This is a genomic window from Embleya sp. NPDC050493, assembly GCF_044458105.1.
GTDB lineage: Bacteria > Actinomycetota > Actinomycetes > Streptomycetales > Streptomycetaceae > Embleya.
The window spans coordinates 379,688-405,785 of the sequence record NZ_JBITHP010000005.1; the positions used below are offsets into that span (position 1 = coordinate 379,688).

At 67.9% G+C, this 26,098-nt stretch carries 22 protein-coding genes and 1 tRNA gene; 11 read left to right on the forward strand and 12 right to left on the reverse strand.

The window, feature by feature from the left end; genetic code table 11:
* Positions 1-15: 15 nt before the first annotated feature.
* The 3 genes from ACIBM5_RS13735 to ACIBM5_RS13745 all read right to left on the reverse strand — a co-directional run bounded on the left by ACIBM5_RS13735 (position 16) and on the right by ACIBM5_RS13745 (position 3,183).
* On the reverse strand, positions 16-609 hold the full coding sequence (locus ACIBM5_RS13735) for a lytic polysaccharide monooxygenase (protein WP_391581438.1): 594 nt from the start codon (positions 607-609) through the stop codon (positions 16-18).
* Positions 610-962: 353 nt separating this feature from the next.
* Positions 963-1,868, reverse strand: coding sequence for a PhzF family phenazine biosynthesis protein (locus ACIBM5_RS13740; RefSeq protein WP_396007006.1), 906 nt, complete (start codon positions 1,866-1,868; stop codon positions 963-965).
* 154 nt (positions 1,869-2,022) lie between these two features.
* Positions 2,023-3,183, reverse strand: coding sequence for a serine hydrolase domain-containing protein (locus ACIBM5_RS13745; RefSeq protein WP_396007007.1), 1,161 nt, complete (start codon positions 3,181-3,183; stop codon positions 2,023-2,025).
* A gap of 420 nt (positions 3,184-3,603) precedes the next feature.
* On the opposite strand from ACIBM5_RS13745, the gene ACIBM5_RS13750 reads away from it, so the two are divergent.
* On the forward strand, positions 3,604-4,590 hold the full coding sequence (locus ACIBM5_RS13750) for a hypothetical protein (protein ID WP_396007008.1): 987 nt from the start codon (positions 3,604-3,606) through the stop codon (positions 4,588-4,590).
* Positions 4,591-4,858: 268 nt separating this feature from the next.
* On the opposite strand, the gene ACIBM5_RS13755 is transcribed toward ACIBM5_RS13750, so the two are convergent.
* From ACIBM5_RS13755 to ACIBM5_RS13765, 3 genes are all read right to left on the reverse strand, one after another.
* Positions 4,859-6,853, reverse strand: a complete 1,995-nt coding sequence (locus ACIBM5_RS13755; RefSeq protein WP_396007009.1) for a glycoside hydrolase family 5 protein — start codon at positions 6,851-6,853, stop codon at positions 4,859-4,861.
* A 300-nt stretch (positions 6,854-7,153) separates the two neighbouring features.
* On the reverse strand, positions 7,154-9,241 hold the full coding sequence (locus ACIBM5_RS13760) for a beta-galactosidase (RefSeq protein WP_396007010.1): 2,088 nt from the start codon (positions 9,239-9,241) through the stop codon (positions 7,154-7,156).
* Between the two features lie 561 nt (positions 9,242-9,802).
* Positions 9,803-10,792, reverse strand: coding sequence for a LacI family DNA-binding transcriptional regulator (locus ACIBM5_RS13765; protein WP_396007011.1), 990 nt, complete (start codon positions 10,790-10,792; stop codon positions 9,803-9,805).
* 398 nt (positions 10,793-11,190) lie between these two features.
* On the opposite strand from ACIBM5_RS13765, the gene ACIBM5_RS13770 reads away from it, so the two are divergent.
* The 3 genes from ACIBM5_RS13770 to ACIBM5_RS13780 all read left to right on the forward strand — a co-directional run bounded on the left by ACIBM5_RS13770 (position 11,191) and on the right by ACIBM5_RS13780 (position 14,793).
* A complete protein-coding gene (locus tag ACIBM5_RS13770) occupies positions 11,191-12,075 on the forward strand; it encodes a carbohydrate ABC transporter permease (RefSeq protein WP_396007012.1) in 885 nt (294 codons plus the stop codon).
* Positions 12,072-13,019: a carbohydrate ABC transporter permease gene (locus ACIBM5_RS13775; protein WP_396007014.1), complete on the forward strand. Its 948-nt coding sequence runs from the start codon at positions 12,072-12,074 to the stop codon at positions 13,017-13,019. Before ACIBM5_RS13770 ends, ACIBM5_RS13775 begins: the two co-directional genes overlap by 4 nt.
* A 442-nt stretch (positions 13,020-13,461) precedes the next feature.
* Positions 13,462-14,793 carry an ABC transporter substrate-binding protein gene (locus ACIBM5_RS13780; protein ID WP_391581447.1) on the forward strand — a complete coding sequence of 444 codons (1,332 nt, stop codon included), beginning with the start codon at positions 13,462-13,464 and terminating at the stop codon, positions 14,791-14,793.
* Positions 14,794-14,800: 7 nt separating this feature from the next.
* On the opposite strand, the gene ACIBM5_RS13785 is transcribed toward ACIBM5_RS13780, so the two are convergent.
* Entirely contained in the window at positions 14,801-15,103 is a 303-nt protein-coding gene (locus ACIBM5_RS13785; protein ID WP_396007015.1) for a hypothetical protein, read from the reverse strand.
* Between ACIBM5_RS13785 and ACIBM5_RS13790 the strand changes: the two genes are divergently transcribed.
* The 4 genes from ACIBM5_RS13790 to ACIBM5_RS13805 all read left to right on the forward strand — a co-directional run bounded on the left by ACIBM5_RS13790 (position 15,102) and on the right by ACIBM5_RS13805 (position 18,691).
* Positions 15,102-16,853, forward strand: coding sequence for a glycoside hydrolase family 31 protein (locus tag ACIBM5_RS13790; protein WP_396007016.1), 1,752 nt, complete (start codon positions 15,102-15,104; stop codon positions 16,851-16,853). The two genes, ACIBM5_RS13785 and ACIBM5_RS13790, sit on opposite strands and share 2 nt — an antisense overlap.
* A gap of 64 nt (positions 16,854-16,917) precedes the next feature.
* A tRNA-Val gene (locus tag ACIBM5_RS13795) sits at positions 16,918-16,991 on the forward strand.
* A gap of 349 nt (positions 16,992-17,340) precedes the next feature.
* Entirely contained in the window at positions 17,341-18,162 is an 822-nt protein-coding gene (locus ACIBM5_RS13800) for a hypothetical protein (RefSeq protein ID WP_396007017.1), read from the forward strand.
* A 31-nt stretch (positions 18,163-18,193) separates the two neighbouring features.
* The gene (locus ACIBM5_RS13805) at positions 18,194-18,691 is read left to right on the forward strand and encodes a type II toxin-antitoxin system VapC family toxin (RefSeq protein ID WP_396007018.1); all 498 of its coding nucleotides are present in this window, start codon (positions 18,194-18,196) and stop codon (positions 18,689-18,691) included.
* Positions 18,692-18,744: 53 nt separating this feature from the next.
* Here the strand turns inward: ACIBM5_RS13805 and ACIBM5_RS13810 are convergent, their stop codons facing one another.
* The 3 genes from ACIBM5_RS13810 to ACIBM5_RS13820 form a co-directional block, all read right to left on the reverse strand.
* A complete protein-coding gene (locus tag ACIBM5_RS13810) occupies positions 18,745-18,897 on the reverse strand; it encodes a hypothetical protein (RefSeq protein WP_396007019.1) in 153 nt (50 codons plus the stop codon).
* A 1,011-nt stretch (positions 18,898-19,908) separates the two neighbouring features.
* Positions 19,909-20,223, reverse strand: a complete 315-nt coding sequence (locus ACIBM5_RS13815) for an STAS domain-containing protein (RefSeq protein WP_396007020.1) — start codon at positions 20,221-20,223, stop codon at positions 19,909-19,911.
* Positions 20,220-20,345: a hypothetical protein gene (locus ACIBM5_RS13820; RefSeq protein WP_396007021.1), complete on the reverse strand. Its 126-nt coding sequence runs from the start codon at positions 20,343-20,345 to the stop codon at positions 20,220-20,222. The genes ACIBM5_RS13815 and ACIBM5_RS13820 overlap by 4 nt, the downstream gene beginning before the upstream one ends.
* Before the next feature lie 181 nt (positions 20,346-20,526).
* Here ACIBM5_RS13820 and ACIBM5_RS13825 point away from each other — a divergent pair, with 181 nt between their 5' ends.
* From ACIBM5_RS13825 to ACIBM5_RS13835, 3 genes are read left to right on the forward strand one after another with little or no spacing between them, the layout of a single operon-like run.
* Entirely contained in the window at positions 20,527-20,937 is a 411-nt protein-coding gene (locus ACIBM5_RS13825; protein ID WP_396007022.1) for an AAA family ATPase, read from the forward strand.
* Positions 20,938-20,943: 6 nt separating this feature from the next.
* Positions 20,944-22,530: an ATP-dependent nuclease gene (locus ACIBM5_RS13830; protein ID WP_396007023.1), complete on the forward strand. Its 1,587-nt coding sequence runs from the start codon at positions 20,944-20,946 to the stop codon at positions 22,528-22,530.
* Entirely contained in the window at positions 22,518-24,152 is a 1,635-nt protein-coding gene (locus ACIBM5_RS13835; RefSeq protein WP_396007024.1) for a UvrD-helicase domain-containing protein, read from the forward strand. Before ACIBM5_RS13830 ends, ACIBM5_RS13835 begins: the two co-directional genes overlap by 13 nt.
* Positions 24,153-24,565: 413 nt before the next feature.
* Here ACIBM5_RS13835 and ACIBM5_RS13840 read toward each other — a convergent pair whose 3' ends face one another.
* Complete coding sequence (locus tag ACIBM5_RS13840; RefSeq protein WP_396007025.1) at positions 24,566-24,802, reverse strand: hypothetical protein; 237 nt, start codon at positions 24,800-24,802, stop codon at positions 24,566-24,568.
* A 443-nt stretch (positions 24,803-25,245) separates the two neighbouring features.
* On the reverse strand, positions 25,246-26,073 hold the full coding sequence (locus ACIBM5_RS13845) for a hypothetical protein (RefSeq protein ID WP_396007026.1): 828 nt from the start codon (positions 26,071-26,073) through the stop codon (positions 25,246-25,248).
* Positions 26,074-26,098 lie beyond the last annotated feature (25 nt).

A 26,098-nucleotide genomic window follows, 5' to 3' on the forward strand; every position in this document is an offset into this window, starting at 1 on the left:
GCGAGGGGTGTTCGGTCAGAACTTCACGTCGGAGCAGGAGTAGAACGCGTTGTCGGTGTCGGCGACGTCCCAGACCGCGAAGATCAGCGCCTGGCCGGTGCGGCCGGCCGGGAGGGTGCCGGTATGCACCGTGTGCGCGGCGGGCAGGGCGCCGCCGTACGGGACGGTCAGGAACGGCGTGCTCTCGATCTGGGCCCGGCTGATCGGCTGGGTGGGATTCCAGCTCGGCTTGGTGATGTAGTAGCGGAACGTGCTGGTCGAGTGCCTGGCCTCGATTTCCCAGGTGAAGCTGAACGAGGCGCCCGAGGTGAGTGCGGTGGTCGGCCAGGTGCCGTTCCGCGGGTCGTCGAGCGGGGCCCATCGGCCGTCCGCGCCCGCGCACAACTTCCCGTCGGCGGGTCCGCCGGCCGGGTAGCCCTTGGGGCCCTCGACGCTCTGCGGCTCCCACTGGATCTGGCCGCACCTCTTCACCTTGCCCTCGCCGCACAGCGCGGAGCGGCTCTTCGGGCTGGAGATGAACCCGTGGGCGGAGGCGGAGGACGGCAGCATCATGAAGGGCAGGGCGACCGCCGCGGCGCTCAGCGTGGCCAGGATGGTCCTCTTGCGCATGGAACTTCTCCTCGTGAACGAAGTCGTGCCTGGGACTGGCCGACCCGCTCGGGCGCGGTCTCGAACCGACTCGTCCGCACATGCCGCGGGGCGGCATCGGCGAGCCGACGGGACGTCGAATCCGCATCCGAACGTGAAGCCACACGGTCCGGGTGCGGACCGCGTCGATGCGACCTGCGCGAGTCGCGTGCCTTCGTTACCGGGAGCGCTCTGCCACGTTAGGAGTGTCTCTTCGGGGCGGTCAATGGTCTGGACCAGTGCTGTCACAAATTGGCGAACGCGGTGAGGAGAGGCGGGGGTTGGCCGGGCGTGGGGGTGGCGGTGTGGTGGGTGGCGGGAGTCCGGCGCGGTCCTCAGTCGAGCGGATCCGGGATCGGCACGGCTACCCCGGAGACCCGCACTCGCGGGTCGTCGGCGACGAGGTCGACGGTCAGCACGCCGGGGCGGCCCAGGTCGTCGCCCTGGTGCAGGGTGAGTGTGGCGGGTGTGCGGATCAGGTCCAGGGCTCGCAGGTAATGGCCCAGGGCGGCGGCCGCGGCGCCCGTGGCCGGGTCCTCGACGACGCCGCCGATCGGGAACGGGTCGCGGACGTGGAAGGTGTGTGCGGACTCGCGCCACACCAGTTGCAGGGTGGTCAGGTCGCGGGCGCGCATGAACTCGGCCAGACCGTCGAAGTCGTAGCGCAGCTCGGCCAGTCGGGCCCGGGTGCCGGCGGCCAGGATCAGGTGATGGGCGCCCGCGTAGGCGTAGCTCGGCGGGATGGCCGGGTCGAGATCGCCGGCGGCCCAGCCGAGCAGGTCCAGCGCCCGGGCGAGGTCGGCGGCCGAGACCTCGCGGTGGTGGGGCTCGACGCTGGTCAGCGTGGCGCGGAGACTGCCGTCGGCGGCGGCTGCCACGTCGACCGGGACGATGCCGGCGCGGGTGGTGAAGACGAGTTCGCCGGGGCCGATCCGCTCGGCGACCGCGATCGCCGCCGCGACGGTGGCATGGCCGCAGAAGGAGACCTCGGCCAGCGGGCTGAAGTAGCGCACCTCGAAGGCGCGGACCGCCGCCGTGTCGTCGCCGGCATCGGAGCGGGTCAGGAACGCGGTTTCGGAGTAGCCGAGTTCGGCGGCGATGGCGAGCATGGCGGCATCGTCCAGCCCGTCGGCGGCCAGGACGACGCCGGCGGGGTTGCCGCCTGCCGGGTCGGCGGAAAAGGCGGTGTAGCGCAGTGGCTTCGCGAAGTCCGGTGTCTCAGTGTCGAGCGGTGTCGTCATGTCGAGGCGCAACGCATTTCGACGGTGCGGGATTCCTGGGCCGCTCGGGCCGGCACGGCTCGGTTCCGCTCGGCACGCACGGCACGGCGTGTCGTGGCGTGGCCGGGCTCGGCTCGGCATGGCGCAGCTCGGCCTGGCACGTCCGGGTTCGGGTTCAGGCGCCGGCCGCCAGGCGCCAGAAGTCGCGCATCAGGGTGGGCGGGGTGGGGCCGGACAGTTCGAGCTGGGTGAGCAGGATGGTGGCGGTGCCGGTGGACGGGACGATGTGCGCCGCCGTGCCGGTGCCGCCGATCCAGCCGTAGCGGCCGGGGACGTTCCAGGGGTTGACGGCCGCGACGTCGACCGAGCCGCCGAAGCCCCAGCCCTGGCCCTCCAGGAAGAGATGGGCCGCGTCCCGCTGGGGCGCGGTCAGGTGGTCGGTGGTCATCCGACGCACCGACGCGGGGGTCAACACCTGCCGACCGTCCACGGTGCCCTCGCCGAGCAGCAGTCGGGCGAAGGCGTGGCAGTCGTCGATCGTGGACACCAGGCCGCCGGCACCGGAAGGAAACGCGGGCGGGCTGCTCCACTGGCCGGTGGGCGCGTCGACCAGGTCGAGGCCGCCGGTCGAGGTGCCGCGGTAGCTGTACGCGAACCGGTCGAGGTCGGCGTGCGGAACCGCGAAGCCGGTGTCCACCATGCCGAGGGGCTCGAACAGGTGCTCGGCGAGGAAGTCGGGCAACGAGCGACCGCAGACCCGGGCGATCAGCACGCCCAGGATGTCCGAGCAGGTGTTGTACAGCCAGGCCTCGCCCGGCTGGTGCAGGAGTGGGATCCGGGCCAGCCGGGCCAGCCACTCGTCGGGGGCCGGGACCAGTTGCGGTTGTGGCGGTCCCTGGGTCAGCTCGGTGAACAGCAGGCCCACCGCCGGCAGCGAGAAGTCGGACGGGAAGCCGTACCCGGCCCGGAAGGTGAGCAGGTCGAACACGGTGATCGGTCGGGTGACCGGGACCACGTCCTCGATCGGGCCGGTCGGCGAACGCACCACGTAGGGCGCGGCCAACTCCGGCAACCACCGGCCGATGGGGTCGCCGAGCGCGAAGCGCCCGTCCTCTACCAGCAGCATCACCGCGGCGGCGACGATGGGCTTGGTGAGCGACGCGATGCGAAAGATGGTGTCGCGGGCCATCGGGATGGTGCCGGCGGCGTCGAGCGAGCCGACCGCCTGTACCGCGACCCGGTCGTGGCGCGCGACGAGGGCCACCGCCCCGGGCACCGGCCCGACGTCGACGTGGGACTTCAGGAGATCGTGCAGGCTGATTGCCGGGACGGTCATCGGGCCACCTTCTCGTGCGTACATGCGGTCGAGGGTCCGAATGGGAGACTCCCCGAGTGCCGCGGGATCATCGGTCCGGGCCCGCGTGCCGCGCAATCCCCGCTCCGGGTCCGCGTGCCGCGGAATGGTCGGTCCGGGTCCGCCCGACACGGTTCCTCGTGCGAACGCCAGAATATGAGCCGTACTTGATATTCCGGGCGCATTCGCGTGACGGCCCGGGGGGTTCAACGCGTTCTATCTAATGGGTACACGCGCGGCGCCGGCCGGGGTCGGGGGGACGTCGGCGGGTCGGGCATCGTGCCCGGTGGGAACGGCCCGGTCATTCGTTCCGCGAGTGACCTCCGGGGCGCCTGCCGGCACGGCCTCCGTGTGTAGGGGTACGACACGTGGTCGAACGGACGTCTAGGAGACAACAGGCCGATGGGATCCCCGAGATCTGAGGAGCAGGAACTGGCGGCCGCGATGCGGACGGCGGCATCGGAGCTGGTGCTGCCCGCCGGATTGGTCGCGGGGGGAATCACTCGGGGCCGGCGGATGCGGCGGGCCCGGCGGATTCGCGTGGGCGCCTCCGCCGCGGCGGTGCTGGCCGTGGTGGGCACCGGTCTGGTGGTGGCCGGCGGGACGGACGGGAAGCCCGGGAGTCGGGACGCCTCGGGGGCGGCGGCGGTGGCGGGCAACTCGATCTCGCCGAGCACGAGCCCCGGTCCGAACAGCGGGTTCGGCGCACCGATCGGGAAGGAAGCGGTCTCGGCCCAGGAGATCGCGCGGATACTGATGGGGATTCAATGGGCAGCCGGCAAACAGGTGGAGCCCAAGGGGGGCTCGTTTGTTCCGAAACCGGGTGATTCCGCGAGCCGGGTAGGTGCTTCCGCCTCGATCCTGCTGACCGGCCCCGCCGGCTCGATCCGGCTCTCGGTGCAGGTGATGTCGAGTACGCCGACCTCTTCCGCGCCCGACTCCTCGGGAGCCGACTGCGTAGAGATCGTCAAGACCGGCGGCACCTGTCGGCCATTCGTCGAGCCGGACGGCACACATGGCTACGTCGGAGATTCCTGGCCGGGCCCCGGCTCGACGATCGGTGGGAGCGGGCGGGCGGAATCGGGCACCGTCGGTCCGTGGTCCCGGTTCGTGCGGTTGACGCGCCCGGACGGAGTGGAGATCTCGGTGACGGCCGCGGGCGTCACGCAGAAGCCGATGCCGTTGACGCTCGACGAGCTCAAGCAGGTCGCCCTGTGGTCGGATTGGCAGCTCTGGGTGACTCCCGAGGTCAATCGGGCTGCACGGGCGAAGGTGACGGGCTTTCAGGACCAGTCGGCGAGTCCGAGTCCGAACACGTTGCGCACCCGGTTCCCGCAGACGTTGGTCCCGCCGGCGGTTCCGACGGGGAGTCCGGTCGAGAGTCGGTAGCACCGGCGTCGGTGTCGGTGTCGGTGCTGACGTCGGGGCCGGTGCCGGTGCCGGTGCTGGTGCTGACGTCGGTGCTGGTGTTGGTGCCGGTACGGACACCGGCATCGCGGTAGGTGGATGCGGGACGCGCGTGTTGCGCCGGAGTGGTTACGTGGCTGCGCCGCCCCCGGGATGGGAGCGGCGCAGTCGAGGTGGGTTGGTCCGGGTGGGCGCCCGGGTGGGCGGTTGGTCAGGTGGGCGGTTGGTCAGGTCGGACGCTTGCAGTCGGTCAGGTCAGGCGCTTGCACAGGAGGGCGTCGGGGGTCTTGGCCGAGCCGATTCGGCCGGTGTAGGCGACGCCGGCCGCGTATTCGTCGGCGTTGCACTGGCCCTTGTAGGCGCCGGAGGCGAATTCGCCGCCGGGGTTGCCGGTCGGGCGGTTGTCGCCACGGTCGAACCACAGGGTGCGGCCCTGCGTGCCGAGCGCCGTGCTCGGTTGCGTGCACAGGATCGCGGAGACGGCCGCGCCGCGCACGCTGTAGCCGGTGATCATCCGGCCGGTGGGGCATTCGAGCTTGGTGTAGCCGGTGGCCCAGTCGTTCTGCACGTACGACTGGTCGCGAACGACCGTGTAACCGGCGTCGGTTGCGGACAACTCCGGGCCGCCGGCGGTGGTGCACAGCCCGCGGTTGCCGGTGTGCGACAGGCCGATGATGCGCTCGCCGTCGGGGCAGACGCCCTTGCGGGCACCGGAGTCCCAGTCCGGTCGGGTTCGCATCCGCAGCGACGGTTGGGCGTCGGCACTGTCCAGGTTCAGCATGTTCCAGCGCGCGGACCCGGGGACGGGGCCGGTACGGCCGGCTGCGCCGATCAGCTTGGTCCAGGCGGTGGCGCGCCAGTCGGCCGGGTCGTCCGCGATGCCGCTGCGGGCACCGGTCGGGTCGAAACGGAGCAGGGCCCACGAGTCGCCCTGGCCGTTGCCCTTCCAGCCGACCAGCGGCCAGTAGGCGAAGTCGAGGTCACGGGCGACCAGGTAGTCGGTGAAGTTGGTGAACCAGGCGCGGGCGACCGGATCGCTCTCCTCCGCCCCGGTGCCGAACTCGCTGATCCACACCGGAGCGGTGTGGTGTTGGCCGTCGGCGGTGACGAACTGCGCCGATCGGTCGATCTCGGCGAACAGTTGATCACGCGTCAGGTCCTGGTAGCGGGGGTCGTGGGTTTCGCCCAAGCCGTACGCGCCGCTGTGGTTGGGACCGGTGTACCCGTAGAAGTGGGCCGCGTAGACCAGCTTGTTCGGGTTGACCAGAGTGTGTGACAGGGTGCGGACCGGGGTCAGCGTGGGGCGGCCGTGCGGCAGGCCGTCGAGCGGGATGCCGGTCCAGTTGATGCCCTCGACCATGATCAGCAGGTCCGGGTTGGCCTCGGTCAGGATGCGGTTGCCCGCCTCCAGCGACGCGGCCTGCCAGTCCTTGTCGTTGCCCCAGCCCCAGTTGGGGTCGTCGGTGATGTTGCGACGGACCTCGTTGTACAGATCGGCGCCGACCACGCGCTTGTTGGTCTTGTAGCGGTTCGCCATGGTGATCCAGTCGGCGACCCAGTCGGCGGTGCTTCGTGAGGTGTTCCAGCGCTCGTTGCCGTCCACGCCGCAGCACCAACGGGTGGTGCCGGTGTGGTTGTTCAGCACCACCGCGAAGCCGTCGGCGGATAGCGCGGCGACCACCGCGTCGAAGACCTGGAGCGGGGTCTTGCCGCGCAGTTGCGGATTGGCGGCCACGGCGGCGTCCGGGACCGTCGTGGTCGTGTGCACCATCTCGTTCGAGAAGGGCAGCCGGATGCTGTTGATTCCGACCGCGTGGAAGCCCGCCAGGATCGTCGGCAGGCTTGCCCGATCGAGGCCCAGCGGCATGCCGTTCGAGTTCTCTCCGCTGTGGTGGTTCGCGGCGTCGCCGATGTCGCCGGAACCGTTCCAGGTCCCTTGCGCTCCGGCCCAGTTGGCCGAACGCAGCTTGAACCGGTCGCCGTTCGCGTCGACGATCCAGCGGCCGCTCGCGGACAGGGGGGCTGTCCAGGACGCGGCGAGGGCGGATGCCTGCAGGGTCGTCTGCGGGGTCGCCGGTGCGGCGGGGGTGCCGGCGCCGGCCTGTGGGCCGATCAGGAGGCCGGCGGCCACGGCCGTGAGGGCGAGGGCGGAGCGGGCGAGAAGTCGGTGCCCGGTGCGGGGGAGGCCGGGGGCCTCCGAGGTTGGCGTAGCGGGCGCGAGAAGTCGGTGCCTGGTGCGTTGCATCGGTACCTGCCTCGGTTGAGGGGTGAGGGAAGTGCAGGCGGTGCGGCGGTGCGACTGGTGCGGAAGCGCGTGTGCGGGTCGGGTTGGGTCTTCGGTGCGGTGGTGCGGTGGTGCGGTGGTGCGGTGGTGCGGTGGTGCGGTGGCGCCGGTGGGTGCCGGTAGTGCCCGTGGTGTGGTGGTGCCGGTAGTGCCCGTGGTGCCCGTGGTGCCCGTGGTGCCCGTGGTGCCGGCAATGCCGGTGGTGCGGTGGCGCCGGTGGTGCGGTGGCGCTGGTGGTGCGGTCGGGGGGTGTGGGGGTGCCTATTCGGGTTGCGGTGTGGGGTTGGGCGGTAGTGATCCGAGGACTGCCACTGCGCGGGGGGCCAGGGTGATTCGGCGGGTGATTGCTCGGTCCTTGGTGAGCAAGTCCCGGCGATCGTGCGGGAGGTCGACCTCGTGGGTCGCGTCCGTGTGGTTGAGCAGGACGAGTACGTCGTACCCGTCGCCGGCGCGGATGGAGGCCTGGACGCCGCGCGGCAGCACCGGCAGCACCGGATCGACGCCCGCGTCCGCACAGGCGCGGGCGATCAGGGCGCGCATGGTCGCGGCGTCCGGGCGGGTCGCGATGTAGCGTGCGATGCCCGCGCCGTGAGTGTGGACGGTCGCGGCGGGCCGGCCGTCCCACTCGGCGCCGGCGAACTCCAGCTCGACCCGTGCGCCCTTGAGCGTGACGTCCTCGCGCCACAGGTCGCCGGTACCCGTCGACAGCGTGTCGCCCGACGCCTCCACACCGCGTACCGGGAACACCGCTCCGGCATCGGCCGGCCAGAACTCCTGCACGGATACGCCCAGCGCCTCACGCAGCGGACCCGGGTAGCCGCCCAGGTGCACCCGGTCGCATTCGTCGACGATCCCGCTGAAGAACGACACGACCAGCGATCCACCCTCCGCGACGAAGCGGGAGAGTTTGTCGCCGTGTTCGCTGGACAGCAGGTACAGGCTCGGCACGATCACCAGGCGGTAGTCGGACAGATCGGCTCCCGGATGCACCACGTCCACGCCGACGCCGAGGTCGAACAGCGGTGCGTAGTGGTCGAGCGCACGGTCGAGGTGGTGAACGGCGTCGGAGGGATGCGAGTCGAGTTCGAGGGCCCACCAGCTGTGCCAGTCGGTGAGCAGCGCGACCCGATTGCGGATCCGGGTGCCGACCAGTTCCGGGGCCAGGGCCAACTCGGCGCCCAAATCCGTGACTTCCCGGAAGACGCGGGTATCCGGACCGGCGTGCGGCACCATTCCGGAGTGGAACTTCTCGGCACCACCCCGGGATTGCCGCCACTGGAAGTACATGATCGCGTCCGCGCCCTGGGCGACCGCCTGCCAGCTCCACAGCCGCATCCGGCCGGGCGCCTTGGCCGCGTTGCGGGCGCGCCAGTTGACCGCGGACGGCGCCTGTTCGGTGAGCAACCACGGTTCGCCGCCGCCCGCGCAGCGGATCACGTCGTAGCTCATCGCCGCACCGATGTGCGCCTGCTCCCAGTTCGGGTCGGGGTAGCTGTCCAGGGACAGGACGTCCATGGCCGGGGCCCAGTCGTACATGTCCACACTCTTGAGGCCGGCCAGGAAGTTCGTGGTGACCGGCACGTCGGGGGTGATCCGGCGCAGGATCGCGGTCTCCGCGGCGAAGCACGCGAGCAGCGCGTCGTTGCCGAAGCGCTTGAAGTCGAGTTGCTGGGAGGGGTTCGGGTAAGTCGGCGCGGTGCGCGGCGGCAGGACCTGGTCGAAGGACGCGTAGCGCTGGGACCAGAAGTCGGTGGACCACGCCTCGTTGAGTGCGTCCACGGTCTTGTATCGCTCGCTCAGCCAGCGGCGGAAGTCGGCGGCGGACGTGTCGCAGAAGCACTCCGCGACGTGGCAGCCGTATTCGTTCCCGACGTGCCACAGCCCGAGCGCGGGGTGGTCGCGGTAGTGCGTGGCGACCGCCTCGACCAGGCGCGCGGCGCGGTCGCGGAAGATCGGCGAGGACGGGCAGAAGTGTTGCCGGCCGCCGGGGGACAGGACCGTGCCGTCGGCAGTCACCGGCAGCACCTCGGGATGCTCGGTGACCAGCCACGGCGGCGGTGCGGCGGTCATGGTGGCGAGGTCGGCGGTGATCCCGTGCGCGGCCAGGTCGTCCATCACCCGGTCGAAGTACGCGAAGTCGTAGGCGTCGCGGGCCGGTTCGACCCGGGCCCAGGCGAAGATCGCGAGGTTGACCACGGTGACCCCGGCCCGGGCCATCAGCGCCAGATCCTCGGCGCGGGTGGCCTCGGGCCACTGGTCCGGGTTGTAGTCGGCGCCGAAGCCGATGCCGCCGAGGCGGGCGCGCAGGGCGGCCATCCGGCCGGCGAGGCTGTGTGTGGTGTCGTTCATCGGTGCGTTGTGGCACGCCGGAGCCGAAGGCCGTTCGGTCGGGCGCCACTTCTCCTTCGGGATCACTTCGAGGTCGCTGAGGACGAGTGGGGTGCGGGCGCTGCGCGGATCGAACCGGGGTGATACGGGGGCGGGGCGTATCGGGGACGGGCGTGCCGATCCTGGGCGCGGGCGGACGGGTGGTCCGTTTCGCCGGGCCGGGGTGGGCGGTGCGGGTCTCGGTGGGCGCGGCTTGGGTGGCGCGGTACGGGTCGCGAGGTATGGGACGGTATGGGTGGCATGGCGCGGCATGGGTGGGGCGCGGTTTTCGTTTATGGCCGCCCCGGTGGCCGGGGTCTGATGTGCGGCCCCGGATGCGCAGGGCCCTGATGTGCAGGCCCGGATGGTCGGGCCCGGATGGTCAGGGCAGTGGTGTGCAGGCCCTGGATGCGCGGGGTTTGCGTGGTGTGCGGCTCGCCTGGTTGCCGCTTCGGTGTGCGGGGTCGTGCCGGGTCGCGACGTGTCGGTGGGGACGCGTCGGCGGGGGTGTCGGGTGGTGACGGCCCGTCAGGGGACGGCCCGTCAGGGGACGGGTGGCGCCGAGGTGCTGTCCCGGACGATCAGGGTCGGGGCGACCGGAGTTGCCCCGTGGACGGTGGCATGACCGGTGCGGAACTGGTCGAACAGCAGTGCCACGCACTGCCGGCCGACCTCCTCGAAGTCCTGGTGGATGGTGGTGAGCGAGGGCAGGAACCAGGCCGATTCGGCGAGATCGTCGAAGCCCACCACGCTGACCTCGCCCGGGACCGAGCGACCCGCCTCGTGCAGCGCGCGCACCACACCCAGCGCCATCTGGTCGTTGCCCGCGAAGACCGCGGAGACCTCCGGATTCGCGGCCAGTTCGAGGCCGGCCGCATAGCCGCTGGCGGCGCTCCAGTCGCCGTACAGCAGCGGCGGGACGGGTGCCCCGGCCGCCTTGAGCGTGCGATGCCAGGACTCGGCGCGCCGCCGGGCGGCGTAGGAGTCCTGGGGGCCGCAGACGTGCCACACGGTGCGGTGGCCGAGATCGAGCAGGTGCGTGGTGGCCAGTCGGGCGCCCTCGGCCTGATTGGTGTCCACGCCGGGATGCCGGCGACTCTCCTCCCCGTCGACCACGACCACCGGCAGGCCGGAGGGCAGCCGTAGCGCGGGGGTGTCCAGGATCTGTGCCTCGATCAGGATGATCCCGTCCACGGCCTGCATGGTGAGTCGATCGAAGGCGTCGCGCACGGCGCTTTCGGTCTGCGCCCGCACGCTCACCACGTTCACCGAGTAGTCCGCGTCCTGCGCCGCGGTGACGATGGCCTCCAGGGTGCGGGCGTTGCCGTACGCGTTCAGGCCGAAGCTGATCACGCCGAGCATCCGGAACTTGCCGGTGGCCAGGGCCCGCGCGGCCGTGTTGGGCCGGTAGCCGAGCATCCGCATCGCGGCGAGCACGCGTTCGCGGGTCGCCTCGTCCACGTTGCTGCGGTTGTTGGCGACGCGCGAGACGGTCTGGCTGGAGACGCCCGCCATCTCGGCGACATCGGCCATGGACGGAGGCCGAGTACGCGTTTCGAACGGCCCGCCCGATCCCGGCTTCGCTACCTCTCCGTCCTTCGCCATGCCCCGATCCTTTCACTCACGGCATCCGCGCCGGGCGGCGGATTCGCTCATGTTCGCGCAAACACAATCCAGGGTCAACAGCGCGTCGCGATCGACTCCGAAGGGTCGCCAAAAGCCGCATTCCTGCGGGAAGTTTCCCGCAGAGATGGCTATTGACAGGTCGTCGGGCTGACGGAACACTCTCGAAACGCGCCGCGATGTTGGCGCAAACATTCACACGGCAGGCGCCCATCCCTGCGACCGCTGTTCCCGAAATCCCCCGCCGAGCGTCCCGGAGGACCTTGCGTGAGAGTCGATCCGGTCCCGTGCCGTCGCCGGGGCCCGCGGTGAAGCGCGGCGCCCTGCGGCGCAACCTCACCGGCCACGCCTTCTTCTTCCCCTTCCTGGTGGTCTTCGTCATCGGCGTGGCCGCGCCGCTCGCCTACGCGTTCCGGCTGAGCCTGTACGAGGACCGGATGATCGGGGGCACGGTCTTCGTCGGCTTCGACAACTACTCGAAGGCGCTGAGCGACCACCTGTTCTCCGCCGGACTGGTCCGGGTCGCGCTGTTCTTCGCGATCCAGGTACCGCTGATGCTGACCCTGTCGCTGCTCATGGCATTGGCCATCGACAGTGGCCGGCTGCGTGCGCCGGGCCTGTTCCGGGTGGGCATATTCATCCCCTACGCGGTGCCCGGCGTGGTCGCGGCACTGATGTGGGGCTACATCTACGGTGACCGGTTCGGCCTCGCGGCCGAGGTGGGTGACCTGTTCGGCACGCAACTGCCCGACCTGCTCGGCCCGGACTGGATGCTCGCGTCCATCGGCAACGTGGTGACCTGGTCCTACGTCGGTTACAACATGCTGATCCTGTACGCGGCCCTGCGGGCGATCCCCGACGAGCTCTACGAGGCCGCCGACATGGACGGGGCCGGTTCCTTCCGCAAGGCCTGGAGCATCAAACTCCCGGCGCTGAAACCGGCGTTGCTGTTGGCCACCACGTTCTCGGTGATCGGCAGCTTCCAACTCTTCAACGAGCCGAGCATCCTCCAGGCGCTCGCCCCGGCGTCGGTGCCGACCAACTACACCCCGAACCTGTACGCCTACAACCTCGCCTTCAGCGGACGGCAGTTCAACTACTCGGCCGCCATCGCGGTGGTTCTCGGCGTGGTGACCGTGTTCGTCGCGTACCTGGTCCAACTGGCCACCGCCCGACGGGAGCGCATGCAGTGAGCACCTCCACCCTGCCGGATCGCCCGGCCGCGACCGACGAGGCGCCGACCGGGCCCCTGCGCCCGCGCAGCCGACGGCCGCGGCGCGGGCGCCGCGATCGCAAGAGCACCGCGCTGACCGTCGCGATGGCGCTGATGCTCGCCTACACGCTGCTGCCGCTGGTCTGGCTGACGTTCGGTTCGACCAAGTCCAACGATGGTCTGTTCTCCTCGCGCGGGTTGTGGTTCGCCGACGACTTCGCGTTCTTCGACAACGTCCACGACGTCCTCACCTACGAGGACGGCATCTATCTGCGCTGGTTCGCCAACAACCTGCTGTACTCGGTGGTCGGCGCGGGCGGCGCCGCGCTGATCGCCACGCTCGGCGGTTACGCGCTGGCCAAGTTCGAATTCGCCGGACGCAGGCTGATGTTCGCGCTCGTGCTGGGCGCGATCTCGATCCCGGGAACGGCGCTGGCGGTGCCGACGTATCTGCTGTTCAGCGACGCGGGCATCGTGAACACCCCGTGGGCGGTCATCCTGCCGTCCCTGGCCAGTCCGTTCGGGCTGTACCTGATGCGGGTGTACGCGGCGGACGCGGTGCCGGACGCGATGCTGGAAGCCGCTCGCATGGACGGCGCGGGGGAGTTGCGGATCTTCTTCACCATCTCGCTGCGGTTGCTCGCGCCGGGCTTCGTGACGGTGCTGCTGTTCGCGCTGGTGGCTACCTGGAACAACTACTTCCTGCCGTTGATCGTGCTCAACGACCCGAACTGGTTCCCGCTGACCGTCGGCCTCAACCGGTGGAACGGTCAGGCCAACGGCGGCAGCGTCGCAGGCGACACGCCCATCTATCCGATTCTGCTCACCGGCAGTCTGCTGGCGATCGTGCCGCTGATCGTGGCGTTTCTGTTCCTGCAGCGGTTTTGGCAGTCGGGTCTTTCGGCGGGTGGGGTCAAGCAGTAGCACGAGTGGGTGTGGGTGTGGGTGTGGGTGCGGGTGGTGGGCGGGGGCTGCGGGTGTGGCCTGCGGGGGCGCCTGCGGTTGTGGTCCGGGGCGTTGCCTGGGGCTCTCGGGTGTTCCGGTGTTGGTGTGGCAGCGCTTTCGTTTGCCACAGCTTCGGTGCTCCGGTGCTCTTGTGCTCCGGTGTCTGGTGCTCCTGAGCTCCGGTGCTCGGGTTCTCCGCTGAGGCGCTTCGTCCTACCGCAGCGGTGCTGTTGGTGCTTCCTCGTTTCGTAGTCGGGCCTACCGTCTCTCCTTTACGCCTCTTTGTATCTCCTTTGTGCGTCTTTGTATCTCGCATGCCTCTTTCGCCCGTCCCCGAGTTCGCGAATCCTCTTTGGAGTGGCTACAGATGAACGCAAAACCGTCGATCCCCGGTCGACTCGGCTCGCGCCGGTCGACTTCGATGACCGCCGCAGTCACCGTCGCGGCGCTCGCCCTGTCGCTTGCCGCGTGCGGATCGGACTCCAAGTCCGATGACGACAAGGGCGGCAAGCAGGCCGACCCGGCGGCGGTCGCGGGGGCTCTCGACCAGCCCGCCGAGATCACCTTCTGGAGTTGGGTGCCCAACATCGACAAGACGGTGGCGCTCTTCGAGAAGAAGTACCCGAAGGTGCACGTCAAGTTGGTCAATGTGGGCCAATCGGCGGACCAGTACACGAAGTTGCAGGCCGCGCTGAAGGCCGGCAACGGTGCGCCGGACGTGGCGCAGATCGAATACTTCGCGCTGCCGCAGTTCGCGATCACCAAGCAACTGGTCAACCTGGCCGACTTCGGCTCCGCTTCGCTCCGGGACAAGTTCGCCGCGTCCGCCTGGTCGCAGGTCAACGTGGCCGGCGGGATCTACGGCGTCCCGCAGGACACCGGACCGATGGCGATGTTCTACCGCAAGGACATCCTGGACAAGCTCGGTGCGACGCCGCCCAAGACCTGGGCCGAGGTCGCCGAGCTGGGCAAGAAGATCAAGGCGGCCGACCCGGGGAACTTCGTCACCTACCTCGACCCGGGCGACGCGGGCCAGGCGAACAGCCTGATCTGGCAGCAGGGCGGCAAGCCGTACCAGGTCTCCGGGGAGTCGTCGGCCGCGGTCAAGCTCAAGGACGATCCGGGTACGGCGAAGTGGGCAGCTACGTGGGGCCCGATGCTGGCCGACAAGACGGTGGAGTCCACTCCGAGTTGGAACGAGGAGTGGTGGAAGTCGATGGGAGCCGGCAAGTACGCGCTGTGGATGGCCGGTGCGTGGGCACCCGCGGTGTTGCAGAAGAACATCCCGCAGGGCGCGGGTCAGTGGGCCGTCGCGCCGATGCCGACCGGTGACGGCGCGCCGGGCAGTGCGGAGAACGGCGGTTCGTCCGTCGCGGTGACGAAGCAGGCCAAGAACAAGGCGGCTTCGGTCGCGTTCGCCACGTGGCTGAACACCGACCCCGAGGCGGTCAAGTCGCTGAACACCGACGTCGGCTTGTTCCCGGCGACCCGGCTGTTGCTCGACGACCCGGGCTTCCGCGGCGCCGAACTCCCATACTTCCCGGGCACGAAGCCGAACGAGGTGTTCGCGCAGATGTCGGGCGCGGTGCGCCCGGAGTGGCAGTACCTGCCGTTCCAGGTGTACGCGAACAGCATCTTCAAGGACACCATCGGCCAGGTCTACAAGCCCGGTGGGGACTTGCCTGGTGCGCTGTCCAACTGGCAGGAGCGGATCACCTCGTTCGGCAAGGAGCAGGGTTTCAGCATGAAGTGACGCCTGATCAGGTGATGCGCGCGGCGCCTTGGTCGGCGGTGATGGTGGTCGGCGCTTTGGCCGAGCGGTGGTTCGAGGCTCGATTCGGGCGGCGGGCGGCGGGCGGCGGGCGGCGGGCGACGGGCGGCCGGTGGCGCGTCGGGGTGGGGTGGCGGCGGGCCGGTTGGGTGGCCCGCCGCCACCGGGTGGTGGGCGTGGGCCGGATGGTGGCCTGCGGGCACTGGGTGGCGGGCGTGGTTCGGATGGTGGCCTGCCGGCGGTGGTTGGTGGGCGGGTAGGGGAGCGAGAACGTGGGAGAGCTGGGCGACATGACGAATGACGGGTCGGTCGACGGGCGCGTGCTCGTGCTGGAACCACGTGCCGGTGAACACTGGTGGGGCGGAGCCGCCGCCGACGGCCGCCACATGCCGTTCGCCGACGGGTACGAGATCGACCTGCGGGACGTGAAGGCCAATCAGGGCATGCCGGTGCTGCTCTCCGACCACGGCCGATGGGTGCACTGCACCCGGCCGTTCGCGTTTCGCATGCTGGACGGGCGGCCGGTGATCGAGGTGGCCGGGGACGCGGCGGTAGTGTCCGAGGGCTTCTTCGGCTCTGTGGGTTCCTCGGGTTCCTCGGGTTCCTCGGGTTCCTCGGGTTCCTCGGGTTCCGCGGGTTCCTTGGGTTCCGCGGGTTCCGTGGGTTCCGTGGGCCTCGCGGGTCCTACGGGCTCCGAGGCCGCCTCCGCGGCGGATGTGGTCGTCGATACCGGTGTGGCGGCGGGCGGCACATTGCGGGACGCGTACCTGGAGGTGATGCAGCGTCACTACCCGGCCACCGGTGGGTTGCCGGATCCGTTGTTGTTCACCGCGCCGCAGTACAACCTGTGGATCGAGACGGTCTTCGAGCCCACCCAGGACAAGGTGCTCGGCTATGCGGAGGACCTGCTGCGCAACGGATTCCCGCCTGGCGTACTGATGATCGACGACCGCTGGAGCGAGGACTACGGGACCTGGACGTTCCACCCGGGGCGCTTCCCGGACCCGGCCGGCATGGTCGCCCGGCTGCACGAACTCGGCTTCCGGGTGATGTTGTGGCTGGTGCCGTACGTGACCCCGGACTCGCCCACCTGCCGGCAACTCAACGATCAGGGCTTGTTGATCCGGCGCCCGGACGGGTACTTCGGCGTGCACGCGTGGTGGAACGGCTACAGCGCGGGGCTGGACCTGCTGGATCCGAACGCGACCGCCTGGCTGCGTACACAACTGACGGAGCTTCAGGAGTCGATCGGTATCGACGGGTTCAAGTTCGACGGCGGCGACGCGCCGTTCTGGCGCGCGCTCGGCGTGGCCGATCCGGAGGCGTACACGCACGCATGGAACCGGTTCGGCGCGCAATGGCCGCTGAACGAGTTCCGCGACTCCTGGCGGGCGGCCGGGCTGCCGCTGGCCCAGCGCCAACAGGACAAGTACCACCTGTGGGAGGGGCGGTTCGGCCTGGACAGCCTGATCCCGAACGCGCTGGCGCAGTCGATCACGGGCCATGCGTTCACGTGCCCGGACATGATCGGCGGCGGCGAGTTCCGCTTCGTCCCGGGCCCGGACGGCGAAGGCTTCGACCCCGAGCTGTTCGTCCGCTACGCGCAGACCGCGGCACTGTTCCCGATGATGCAATTCTCCGCGGCGCCGTGGCGGGTGCTGGATCCGGAACACCTCGACATCTGCCGCGAGGCCGCCCGTCTGCACACCGACCTGGGCCCGGAGATCCTGGCCCTGGCCCGCGCCGCGGCGCACACCGGCGAGCCGATCCAGCTCCCCCTCGACTACGTCTTCCCCGGCCGGGGCTACGCCGCCATCACCGACCAATTCCTCCTCGGCGACAAAATCCTGGTCGCCCCCGTAACCACCAAGGGCACCCGCTCCCGCAAGGTCACCATCCCCCCGGGCACCTGGCTGGCCGACGACGGCACCACCCACCACGGCCCCACCGAAATCACCATCGCCACCCCCCTGACCCGCCTCCCCTGGTTCCGCCGCATCCCCACCACCACCCCCGCCACCTCCCACTTCCCGACGAAGTGACCGCCCCCACGACCCAACGGCACCAACCACCCCCACGGATTCGGTAGGCTGTCCTCTCACGTCCGGGCGCATAGCTCAGTTGGTTAGAGCACTGCTCTTACAAAGCAGGGGTCGACAGTTCGAGTCTGTCTGTGCCCACCCGAAACGAAGCCCAGGTCAGCTCGCTGACCTGGGCTTTTTCATGCCCCGGGCCGATGCCCACGCCGCGTGGAAGGCCGCGTGGGGTGGCGTGCGTGCGCGATATCCCAATGCGGATGTACAAGCCTGCGGATCCGCCGGACGGGCGGCCGCACTGGGTCGGCGACATGGCGTAAACAGACGACTTCGAGCACAGTGTGAAGATTCGGTGTCGATCACACCTCGTCGGCGAAAGCTGCATCCTTCTGCGTCTCGATATCTTCTAGCCTGGCCGCTTCGTGTCAATGGGGGGACCATGAGACATGCGCCTGCCACGCTTACACCACCAGGCGTCGGAAGGGTGGAGACCATGGGAGTGCGTGGGCTTGAGGTAAGCATTCGCCAAGGCGCCGAGGGCGTCGATGTTCCGCGATTCACCACGTCGTTGAACCACATGATCTCGGCCCTGACCGACATCGATGGTGCCTACCTCGCCCGAGGAGTCAGGCCGCAATGGATCGTGAACGACCTTCGAAGCGACAGCACCCACCTCATCGCACGAGTGTCCGCGAGAGAACACCTCGAACGGTCCATGAGCGACATGCTCTTTCCCATCCAAGCCCTCGTCGACGGCGTCAACCACCTTGCTGACAATCCAGAGGTGCCGCCCTACTACATCGACCAAGCCGTCAGGCACGTCATCCGTGCCGGCACTCCCGGCCAGGGAGTCCAAGAGGTATCCGTTGCTCTCTTCAACGGACGCGTGGGTCCCGCTGCGGTTCTCAGTGAAGCGGTTCGCGCGAACGGCACCGCCGCAGTGCGCCGTCGCCGCCGCGTCCATGGTTCCGTGACCGGCGTTCTCGACATCGCCAACCTCCGCCACAAGAGCCGCATGCGGATCAGCATTTTCGACAAGACGACCCGCCGCGCTGTCTCAGGCGTCATCCCGACCGAAGCCGACGAAGACCTGCGAGCCCAAGCCCGGGCGGCGCTCGGCAGCCGGGTGCGCGTGGGCGGCATCATCACTCGCAACGACCGAGGTCAAGCCATCAGCATCCAGGTAGAGCGTCTTCGAGTCCTGCCGGATTCTGGCGCGCAACGCCCCATCGCGGACGAACTGCTCGGCGTTGATCCCGACTGGCTGGGAGGCATCTCGGTCGACGAGTGGTTGTATGAGGTGAGAGGTGGCTAAAGCGGCTTTCATTCCTACGCCACTCGTATACGTGGACTCCTCGATCTACCTTGATCTGATTGTGCACAGCGCCGAGCTTCAGAGTGACACTGGTGAGGAGCGGTGGCGTGCGGCGAAGACAGTATTCGACGCCATTGACAGACAACAGATCCGTCTTGCCGGCTCGTCTCTGATCCATGCTGAGGTCTGCTGCAACGGTCATGCGCGAGTACGCGCCAAGCGGAGCGGGAACGTCGCGAAGCGGCTGGTCGAATGGTTCGAGTCCCCGGACCATGCGTGGACAGAGATAGATGACTTCATCGCACAGGACGCCGTGCGGCTCTCTGCAGAACACCACACCAAGTCCGAACGCGGCAAGCGGTTCAACAGCGCGGACGTGCTGCATCTTGCCTGCGCCATCAGACTCGGATGCGACTATCTGATGACCCAGGACGGCGGCTTCCCCGTGGGACACAAAATCGATGGAGTGCAGGTGATCCGGCCGCGTGTGGTGTGGCAGGAAACCCTGGAAGAGGCCAGCGCCGAATAGAACACAAGAGTGCCCCTATCGCCCAACAGGGCTGCGACGAGGGCTAGTTCGCGTCAGGCGGGCTTCGGCCGCGTCTCCAGCCACGCGTACACCGACGCGAACAGGATGAAGAAGAGCACGGCCGTCGCGAGGATCTTCGCGAGCGGCGAATGCTCGGTCGTGGTCGCCGCGGCCACGTAGAACACCGTCGCCAGCGCGAACACCACCGTGAGGAATCAGGCACGCTGCCGACGGCGAAGGTTCGCGAGATAGAAGAAAGGGCAACCACATCGCCAATCCGATCGACACGATCGGGATGAGCGCCGGCACCACACGGCCCACGTCGAGACCTTGGTACGTGGGCGGGTGTGTCCGAACAGATCCGTGATCATGTCCCCGGGGATATGAGGCATAACAGTAGTGACAACCCGCAGTCCTCGTCGATGCTTTCGCGAACCACACGAGGTGTTTGATCGGGTCCGGCGGCGGCCTCGGCGGGGTGTGCACGGTCAGACCGTGGTGCCGCGGCTCCTTGCATGACCCGGGCGTACCAGGCGAGCACGCAAACCTCGACCAACACCCTCGGGCCGGTCTCGTCGTTGGCCACTCGACGTGACAGCAACGCATTCCCGCGGTCGTCGATCGCGACGCAGTAATGGTGAGTCCCGCGATATCCACTCAGACCCAGATCTCGGCCACCACGCACCTCTCCTCCCAGGAAGAAGTACCGAGGGATTCCGCGAGGGTGGCCGACCGCGAACCCGTGCCAGCGGCCCAATCCGCCCACCCCAATTGGCGATGAGGCCACCTATCGAACACCTCAAACGGTCCTATCGCGCCAACATCACAGCGGCACGTGCGGGCAAGCCATGCCCGAAGAGCAGAACCCGATCGGCACACTACGAACCAAGCTTCGGCTGCGTCACCACCACGACGGCGCGACCACCCGAAAGGCTGATTCCGTGCCCCGTTCACGACGTGATGCGCCCCGGAAGAGCCCCGGGGCGCATCACGGAAACTTCCGACCAGCGCACGCATTTGCGCGGATATCCCAATGCGGACCCATCACCTCGAAGGCCCTGTGGGAGGTGGTCCCCAGCCACGCCTCTCCCGACGAACACAGAGGTGGCCAAGCAGCTGGCTGATGGTCCGCTGAAACCTCTGCAGCCGCAGTGGGCGAGTGGCCTGGGACAGACACGGCGTCGTCATTCGTCCGCGCCTCCTCGTCGGCTGGTTTGCTAGCCGCGGGATTCCCGAGTGTCCTGGGCTGGGATAGCGGCCAAGGCCCTTTCGAAGTGAGGGTGTTCGGTCACGGCCATGGACAGGCCAGTGATGCGCAGGAGCTTGCGGAACCGTTCAGGGGTGTCCGCGAGAGCGAAGGTGCCGTGTTCGCTGTGGGCGCGTTGGAGGAGGGCAACCAAGATGTTGAGTCCGGTGGAGTCGCAGAAGTGCAGGTCGGTCAGGTTCAGGTGGATTGCCCCGGTCGAATTGTGCGAAGCCGCTGGCGCGTAGTGCGGGCGTGGTTTCGTGGCCGACGACTGGACGTCGATCACCGCGACGCCCGGGCGTGGGGAGCGGGCCGTGAGGACCAGAGCGAGGTGGTGGGTTCGCCGGGGTCGAGCTTGATCTGCGGGCTGTCGGGGCGGGTGTCCAGCGGGCGATCGTGTCGAATCATGGCCGATGGCATGGTCTCTGTCGTTGTGGCGAGGCCGACTTGTCCGGTGGGAGTGCCACTTTGGGCCAACCCCGCACCTCTGCCCCTCTCGTGTCGGATACTGCGCGGGGTCTGGTCTCCCTGGCCGAAGGCAAGCGCCGTCACCGGAGGGGGAGTTGTTGGGTCCGATCTCGGGAGTGCGATGCAGCTGACCCATGCCGAAGTGATCAACTTTCGTGCCTTGGACAAGGCGGATATTCGGATCGATCCAAAGTCCACGCTCATTGTGGGCCGCAACAACAGCGGCAAGACGTCCTTTGTCAATCTCTTCGAGAAGTTCCTCGGGGAAGAGGACACGAGGTTCGTCCTTGAGGACTTCTCGACGTCCCGCATCGCTGGCATCGAACAGGCCCGGCAGATCTTTGGCGAGGCGCAGGACGCCGCGGCCGCAGGTGATGCCGAGACGAGTGAGAGCCTCCTGGTTAAGGCGTACGATCTCGTCCCGGCGATCCGCCTGGTGCTCACGATCGAGTACGACGAGGACGAGGACCTCACCCCTCTCGCGGATGTGATCCTCGATCTCGACGACACCTGCTTCCAGGTGAGGATCTAGGCGGCTTTGGAGACGACGCGTCCGCACGACTTCCTCAAGGACTTCTGGACGGCCGGCCGGAGGAAGCCGTTCGACCGCATCAAATGGCTGCGCGCCAACTTCTCCGACTATTTTGCACCGGTCTACCGCGCGATCAGCCCCGTCGACGACAAGGTGACGAAGGAGATCAAGCGCAGTGCCGCGCGGACGATCCTCTCGGTCAAGTTCGTCTACGCACAGACCAAGGTCGACGACACGCCGGGCGACAAGGCCCGGACGCTGTCGAAGACGTTCGAGTCGTACTACAAGGTCAGCAGCGGGCACGAGGACCGCCACCAGAGCGTCGAACAGATCGAGACCGCGCTGGCGTCTGCATCGGTAGAACTCGACAAGAACTACGCGGCACTCTTCGATCCGATCTTCGAGGACCTGCGCACGTTCGGGGTGGGCACCATCACTCCTGTTCAAAAGCCCCGTATCGTCTCGCTCATCGAGGCTGCCGGACTCCTGCGCGGCAGCGCGCGGATGCAATATCCGTCCGGAGACGACGACTTCCACTTCCCCGAAGGGCACAACGGTCTGGGGTACAGCAAGCTGATCTTCACGATCCTGCAGGTCATCAGCTTCCACCAGACCTACGAACGCACGACGCCAAAGCCGGCGTTGCAGGTCCTGTTCATCGAAGAACCCGAAGCCCACCTGCATCCCCAGATGCAGGAGACGTTCATCAAAAACATCCAGGACTTCATCGACCGCAAAACGGGATGGAAGGTGCAGATGGTGATCACGACGCACTCCTCCCACATCGTCGCCAGCAGCGGCTTCCATACGGTGCGGTACTTCGATCGCTCCGAGCCGCAACTCGGGATCAAGGACCTTTCCGTCTTCCAGGCCAACGTCAAGGCGACACCACAGGGGGACGAAACCCTGCGGTTCCTGCGGCAGTACATGGTCCTGCATCGATGCGACATGTTCTTCGCCGACAAGGTGATCCTGATCGAGGGCACTGCGGAACGGCTGCTCCTGCCCGAGATGATCCGCAGGTGTGCCTCGGAACTTTTATACCAATATGTGTCGGTCATCGAGGTCGGTGACGCCTACGCGGTCCGTTTCAGAGAGCTGCTCGCCTTCCTGAACGTGAAGACACTCGTCGTCACCGACATCGACTCCGTACACCCCGATACCCGCGCGAGATGCCAGCCGGACACCGCCCAGGCCGTCACCTCGAACTTCACACTCAAGAACTGGCTCCCCGGGGAATCCCGCATCACCAAGCTCCTCGACACCGCCTCGGCCAGCAAGGAGCAGGGCCGTGTACGTGTGGCCTACCAGGTCCCGGAAAACGGCTCGGGGCCCTGTGCGCGGAGCTTCGAGGACGCCTTCATCGTCGCGAACGCGGACATCATCGCGCGAGACTTCACGCAGCTGGCCCTGAAGGGGGCTTTCGCCAAGGAAGTCGGCACCGATCCCATCGCCCTCGACATCAGAAGCAAGGCCTTCGACATCGCGAAACACCTCAGCGACCACAAGACGGACTTCGCCTTCGACGTCATGCTCCTGGACGGCTGGGTCGTTCCCCGCTACATCGCCGAAGGGCTCCAGTGGCTCGCGTAGAAACCCTTCATGCCGTCGTTCGGGAACTGGATGCGCGACGGAGCTTTCTCGTTGAGGCCGGGGCCGGCGCAGGCAAGACGACGACACTCGTGCAGGCCCTCCGGCACCTCCTCGACCACCACCGCGCGCCCTTGGAGGCGAACGGCAAGCGGATTGCGTGCATCACCTACACCAACGTCGCCAAGAAGAAGATCCTCGAACGCATCGCGGAGGACCCGCTCGTCGACGTCGGCACCATCCACGAATTCCTGTGGAGCGTCATCCGGCCTTACCAGCGGGAACTGTGGCAGCAGATCCTCACCTACAACGAGGAACTGCGCAAACCCGAAGACCTCGGCACCGTCACCACCCCGCCGGTCGTCGACTATTCCGACCGCGGACGAAGACTGATCGAGGGCCGCATCTCCCACGACGACGTCATTGCTCTCTCACTCCGACTCGCCGCGGCCCACCCCAAGCTCGTGCGCATCATCGCTGGCCGATACCCGGTCGTCCTCGTGGACGAATACCAGGACACCTCACCCAAAACGATCGAGCTGCTGCTGGACCACCTGGCCGGCGCCGGCAAAGACGCGTGTGTGGTCGGCCTCTTCGGCGACTCCATGCAGAAGATCTATCGATCCGGCGTCGGGGCCGTGACACGTCCTGCGCTCACCCGCATCACCAAGCATGAGAACTACCGGTGCTCGGGCCCCGTCGTCGAGGTCCTGAACAAAATGCGCCCCGAACTGGTCCAGAAAGCCGCCGGAAAGCGGGACCCCGGCCAGGTACACCTGTTCCTCAATGCCGACACGCCGGCGGGCCTTGAGCGACTGGTGGCCGCCGAAACCGCGCTGACGCGCGAAGGCTGGTCACAGGAGAACACTAAGTACCTCATGCTCACCCATCGTGGCATCGCGGGCACGCTCGACTACGCCAACCTGTTGGAGCAATATCGGAGTCGAGGCGGTCGCGGCGCCGACGACCTCATGGCGCGCGACGAACCCTACATCCAGTACCTGACGCGCATCGAAACGTTGTGCACGGCCTACCGCAACCGGGACTTCGCAGAGCTGACCAGCTTGTTGGGCGATGCCAGGACAAGGATCTCCAGGCACGCTCACAAGCGGATTATCAGCGACGCCGTTCAAAAACTCGACAGCCTGCGCCATACCGGAACGATTGGCGATGTTCTGGACCTGATGTCCGACGGTCACCTTCTCCCCATGCCGGGAAAGCTGAAGGGCCTCGAGCACCGAAGAAACGCGACGGACCTGGACGAGCGCGATCGACGACGAGCAGACTTCTCCAACAGCCTCCGTGACGTGTCCTACCGCGAGGTCATCAGCGTCACGGCCTTCATCGACGAGCTCACCCCCTTCTCTACTCAACATGGCGTCAAGGGCGACGAGTTCGAGAACGTCGTCGTGGTGATCGACGACGGCGCCTGGACGATGTACAACATCGGGAAGATGCTCGCCGGAACCGACGGCTCGGATCGCGCCGAACGATCACGAAACCTCTTCTACGTCTGCTGCTCACGAGCCCGGCGCGGTTTGGCCGTGGTCTTCCTGAACGATCTCCCGGCAGGCGCGGAATCCACCGCTCGCGACTGGTTTGATTCAGGCGTTGTCCATCCCTGAAACGTCGCGGACGCCAACCGGAATGCGACCGACGCGTGGCTGCCCTGTACTTCGAATGCCACTGGTAGATCGCCGAGCAGCACACGGTGGGTGTCCGGTGTACGGCTACGACGTCGGGCAGGTGCCAGTGCTGGTTACGCGACAAGCCGACCGCGTGACGCCCCGATCTCGTGGTGCCTAGGGGGACATCTATAGGCAAAGGCATCATCACGGAGGCACGTGCGTGCAAGCCATACCCGAGGAACGGAAGTCATGCGTCGAGTCATATTGCGCTCGAAGGCGCCACGTGCGCTCGCCACATCGTCTTGAAGGCGGTGACGCTCGGCGGGGTTATCGCACTGGGAGACGCCACAGCCGCGTATGTCACTTACCGGTTGCAACGACTTTGTGGGTGACGGCGGGTGGGCCGGCGGTCACATGTCGATGATCTCGGCGGGTTTGGCGGCGTGTTCGCGGTCGGGTCGGCCGCGGTGGAGGGCGTGTAGGCGGATGGCGTGGTCTCGGCGTTGGAGGTCGTCGGCGTGTTCGGCGGCGTACGTCGTGCAGGCGCGCGCTTCGTTGTTGGCGCCGCTTGCGAGGGCCAGGACGGCGGTGAGGATTGCGGCGTTGGCGTCGCGAGCTTCCAGGGCGGGTGGGCATGCCGCGAGCACGGGTGGTCATCAGGGGCACGTCGGAGTGTTTGATGGCGTCCAGGACATGGGTCGTCGCGGCCGACGGGTCGATGACCAGAGCGAGTACGTCCTCGGCAGGCATGCGTTCGCTGAGATCGAGGATGGCCGGGTATCGGCGCGCGTCGACCGGGTCGTCGGATGCGGCGAGTAGCTGCCGAACCCCGGGCGAGCGCAGATGTCCCAACGCGGACTTGTACGTGAACGTATGAGGCTCATCACCAGGCAGCTGTCCGGAAGATCCGAGACACCTCCACCGATGCCCAGCGGGAGGTGCTGAAGTCGTGGGTGCGCCGCCCTTCGACTGCTCAGCTCTCGCGTTGATGTTGCAGACTCCGCTGAGGACGGTTAGACCTTCGAAGAGTTTGACGACCTGGCTCTCCGACCGCGGCTCAGCCCCACCGGGGTCGCCCCCTTGCCTCTCGTCAGTCGTTCCGGTCGTCGTGCGGCAGCAGCACACCTTCCGCTCCCGGGATGGGAACGTAGCCGCCGTTGGCCCGAATTCTCGTGACGAGTTTCCCGAGTTCGGCCAGGGTGTCCTCGCTGAGCAGCGAAGGGTTCGCCTCGAGCATCAACGCGACGTATTCCCCGAGGCGCTGGGCGGTGGGATCGTCCGTCGCCCCCAGCTCCACCGAACCGTTCTCCCCCTCGTCCACGATCCGGGCGTTGCGCACCAGCCGTAGCTGCTCATCGCTGTATGTCCTGGCCATCACGGCCGCAGCGAGCCGCTTTCGCGCCTCCGCACCGCTCATAGTCGTCCGCTGATCGCCTGAAGTGGTGACGACTCCCTGCGGGTCCTCCGCGGCCTCAGCCCCGCGGTCACTCGTGCGCCTTCGTGCCACGCTGCTCCACTTCGCTTTCACGGACGGGAGCGCCTGGTCGTTCCACTTCGCCTTCACTGCCGGAAGCGCTTGTTCATACCACCACTTCCCGACACGTGGCGCGGCCTTCTCCGCCAATCTGAGGCCGATCTGGACGAGCATCTCGGCGAGGAACTCCGCGTTCTCTCGACGCTCCTGTGCTCGGGCCTCCGACTCGTACAGGTCAGAGTCGAGCCAACCCTGCGGGTCCGCTGCCACCGGATCCGGCTCGTTCTCCTCCTTGAAGAAGATCTCGGCATTCCCCACCTGATTGGTGTCGGGGTCACGTGTCATTCCGCGATGAGCGCCCGCGGTTTTCCTCGACCGCGCGAAACGCGCACCCTTCCGGACTCTGACGATGGCCTCGTACTCGTCGTACTCACTGCTGTCCATGCCCCCACCTTCGACCTGCGGAATG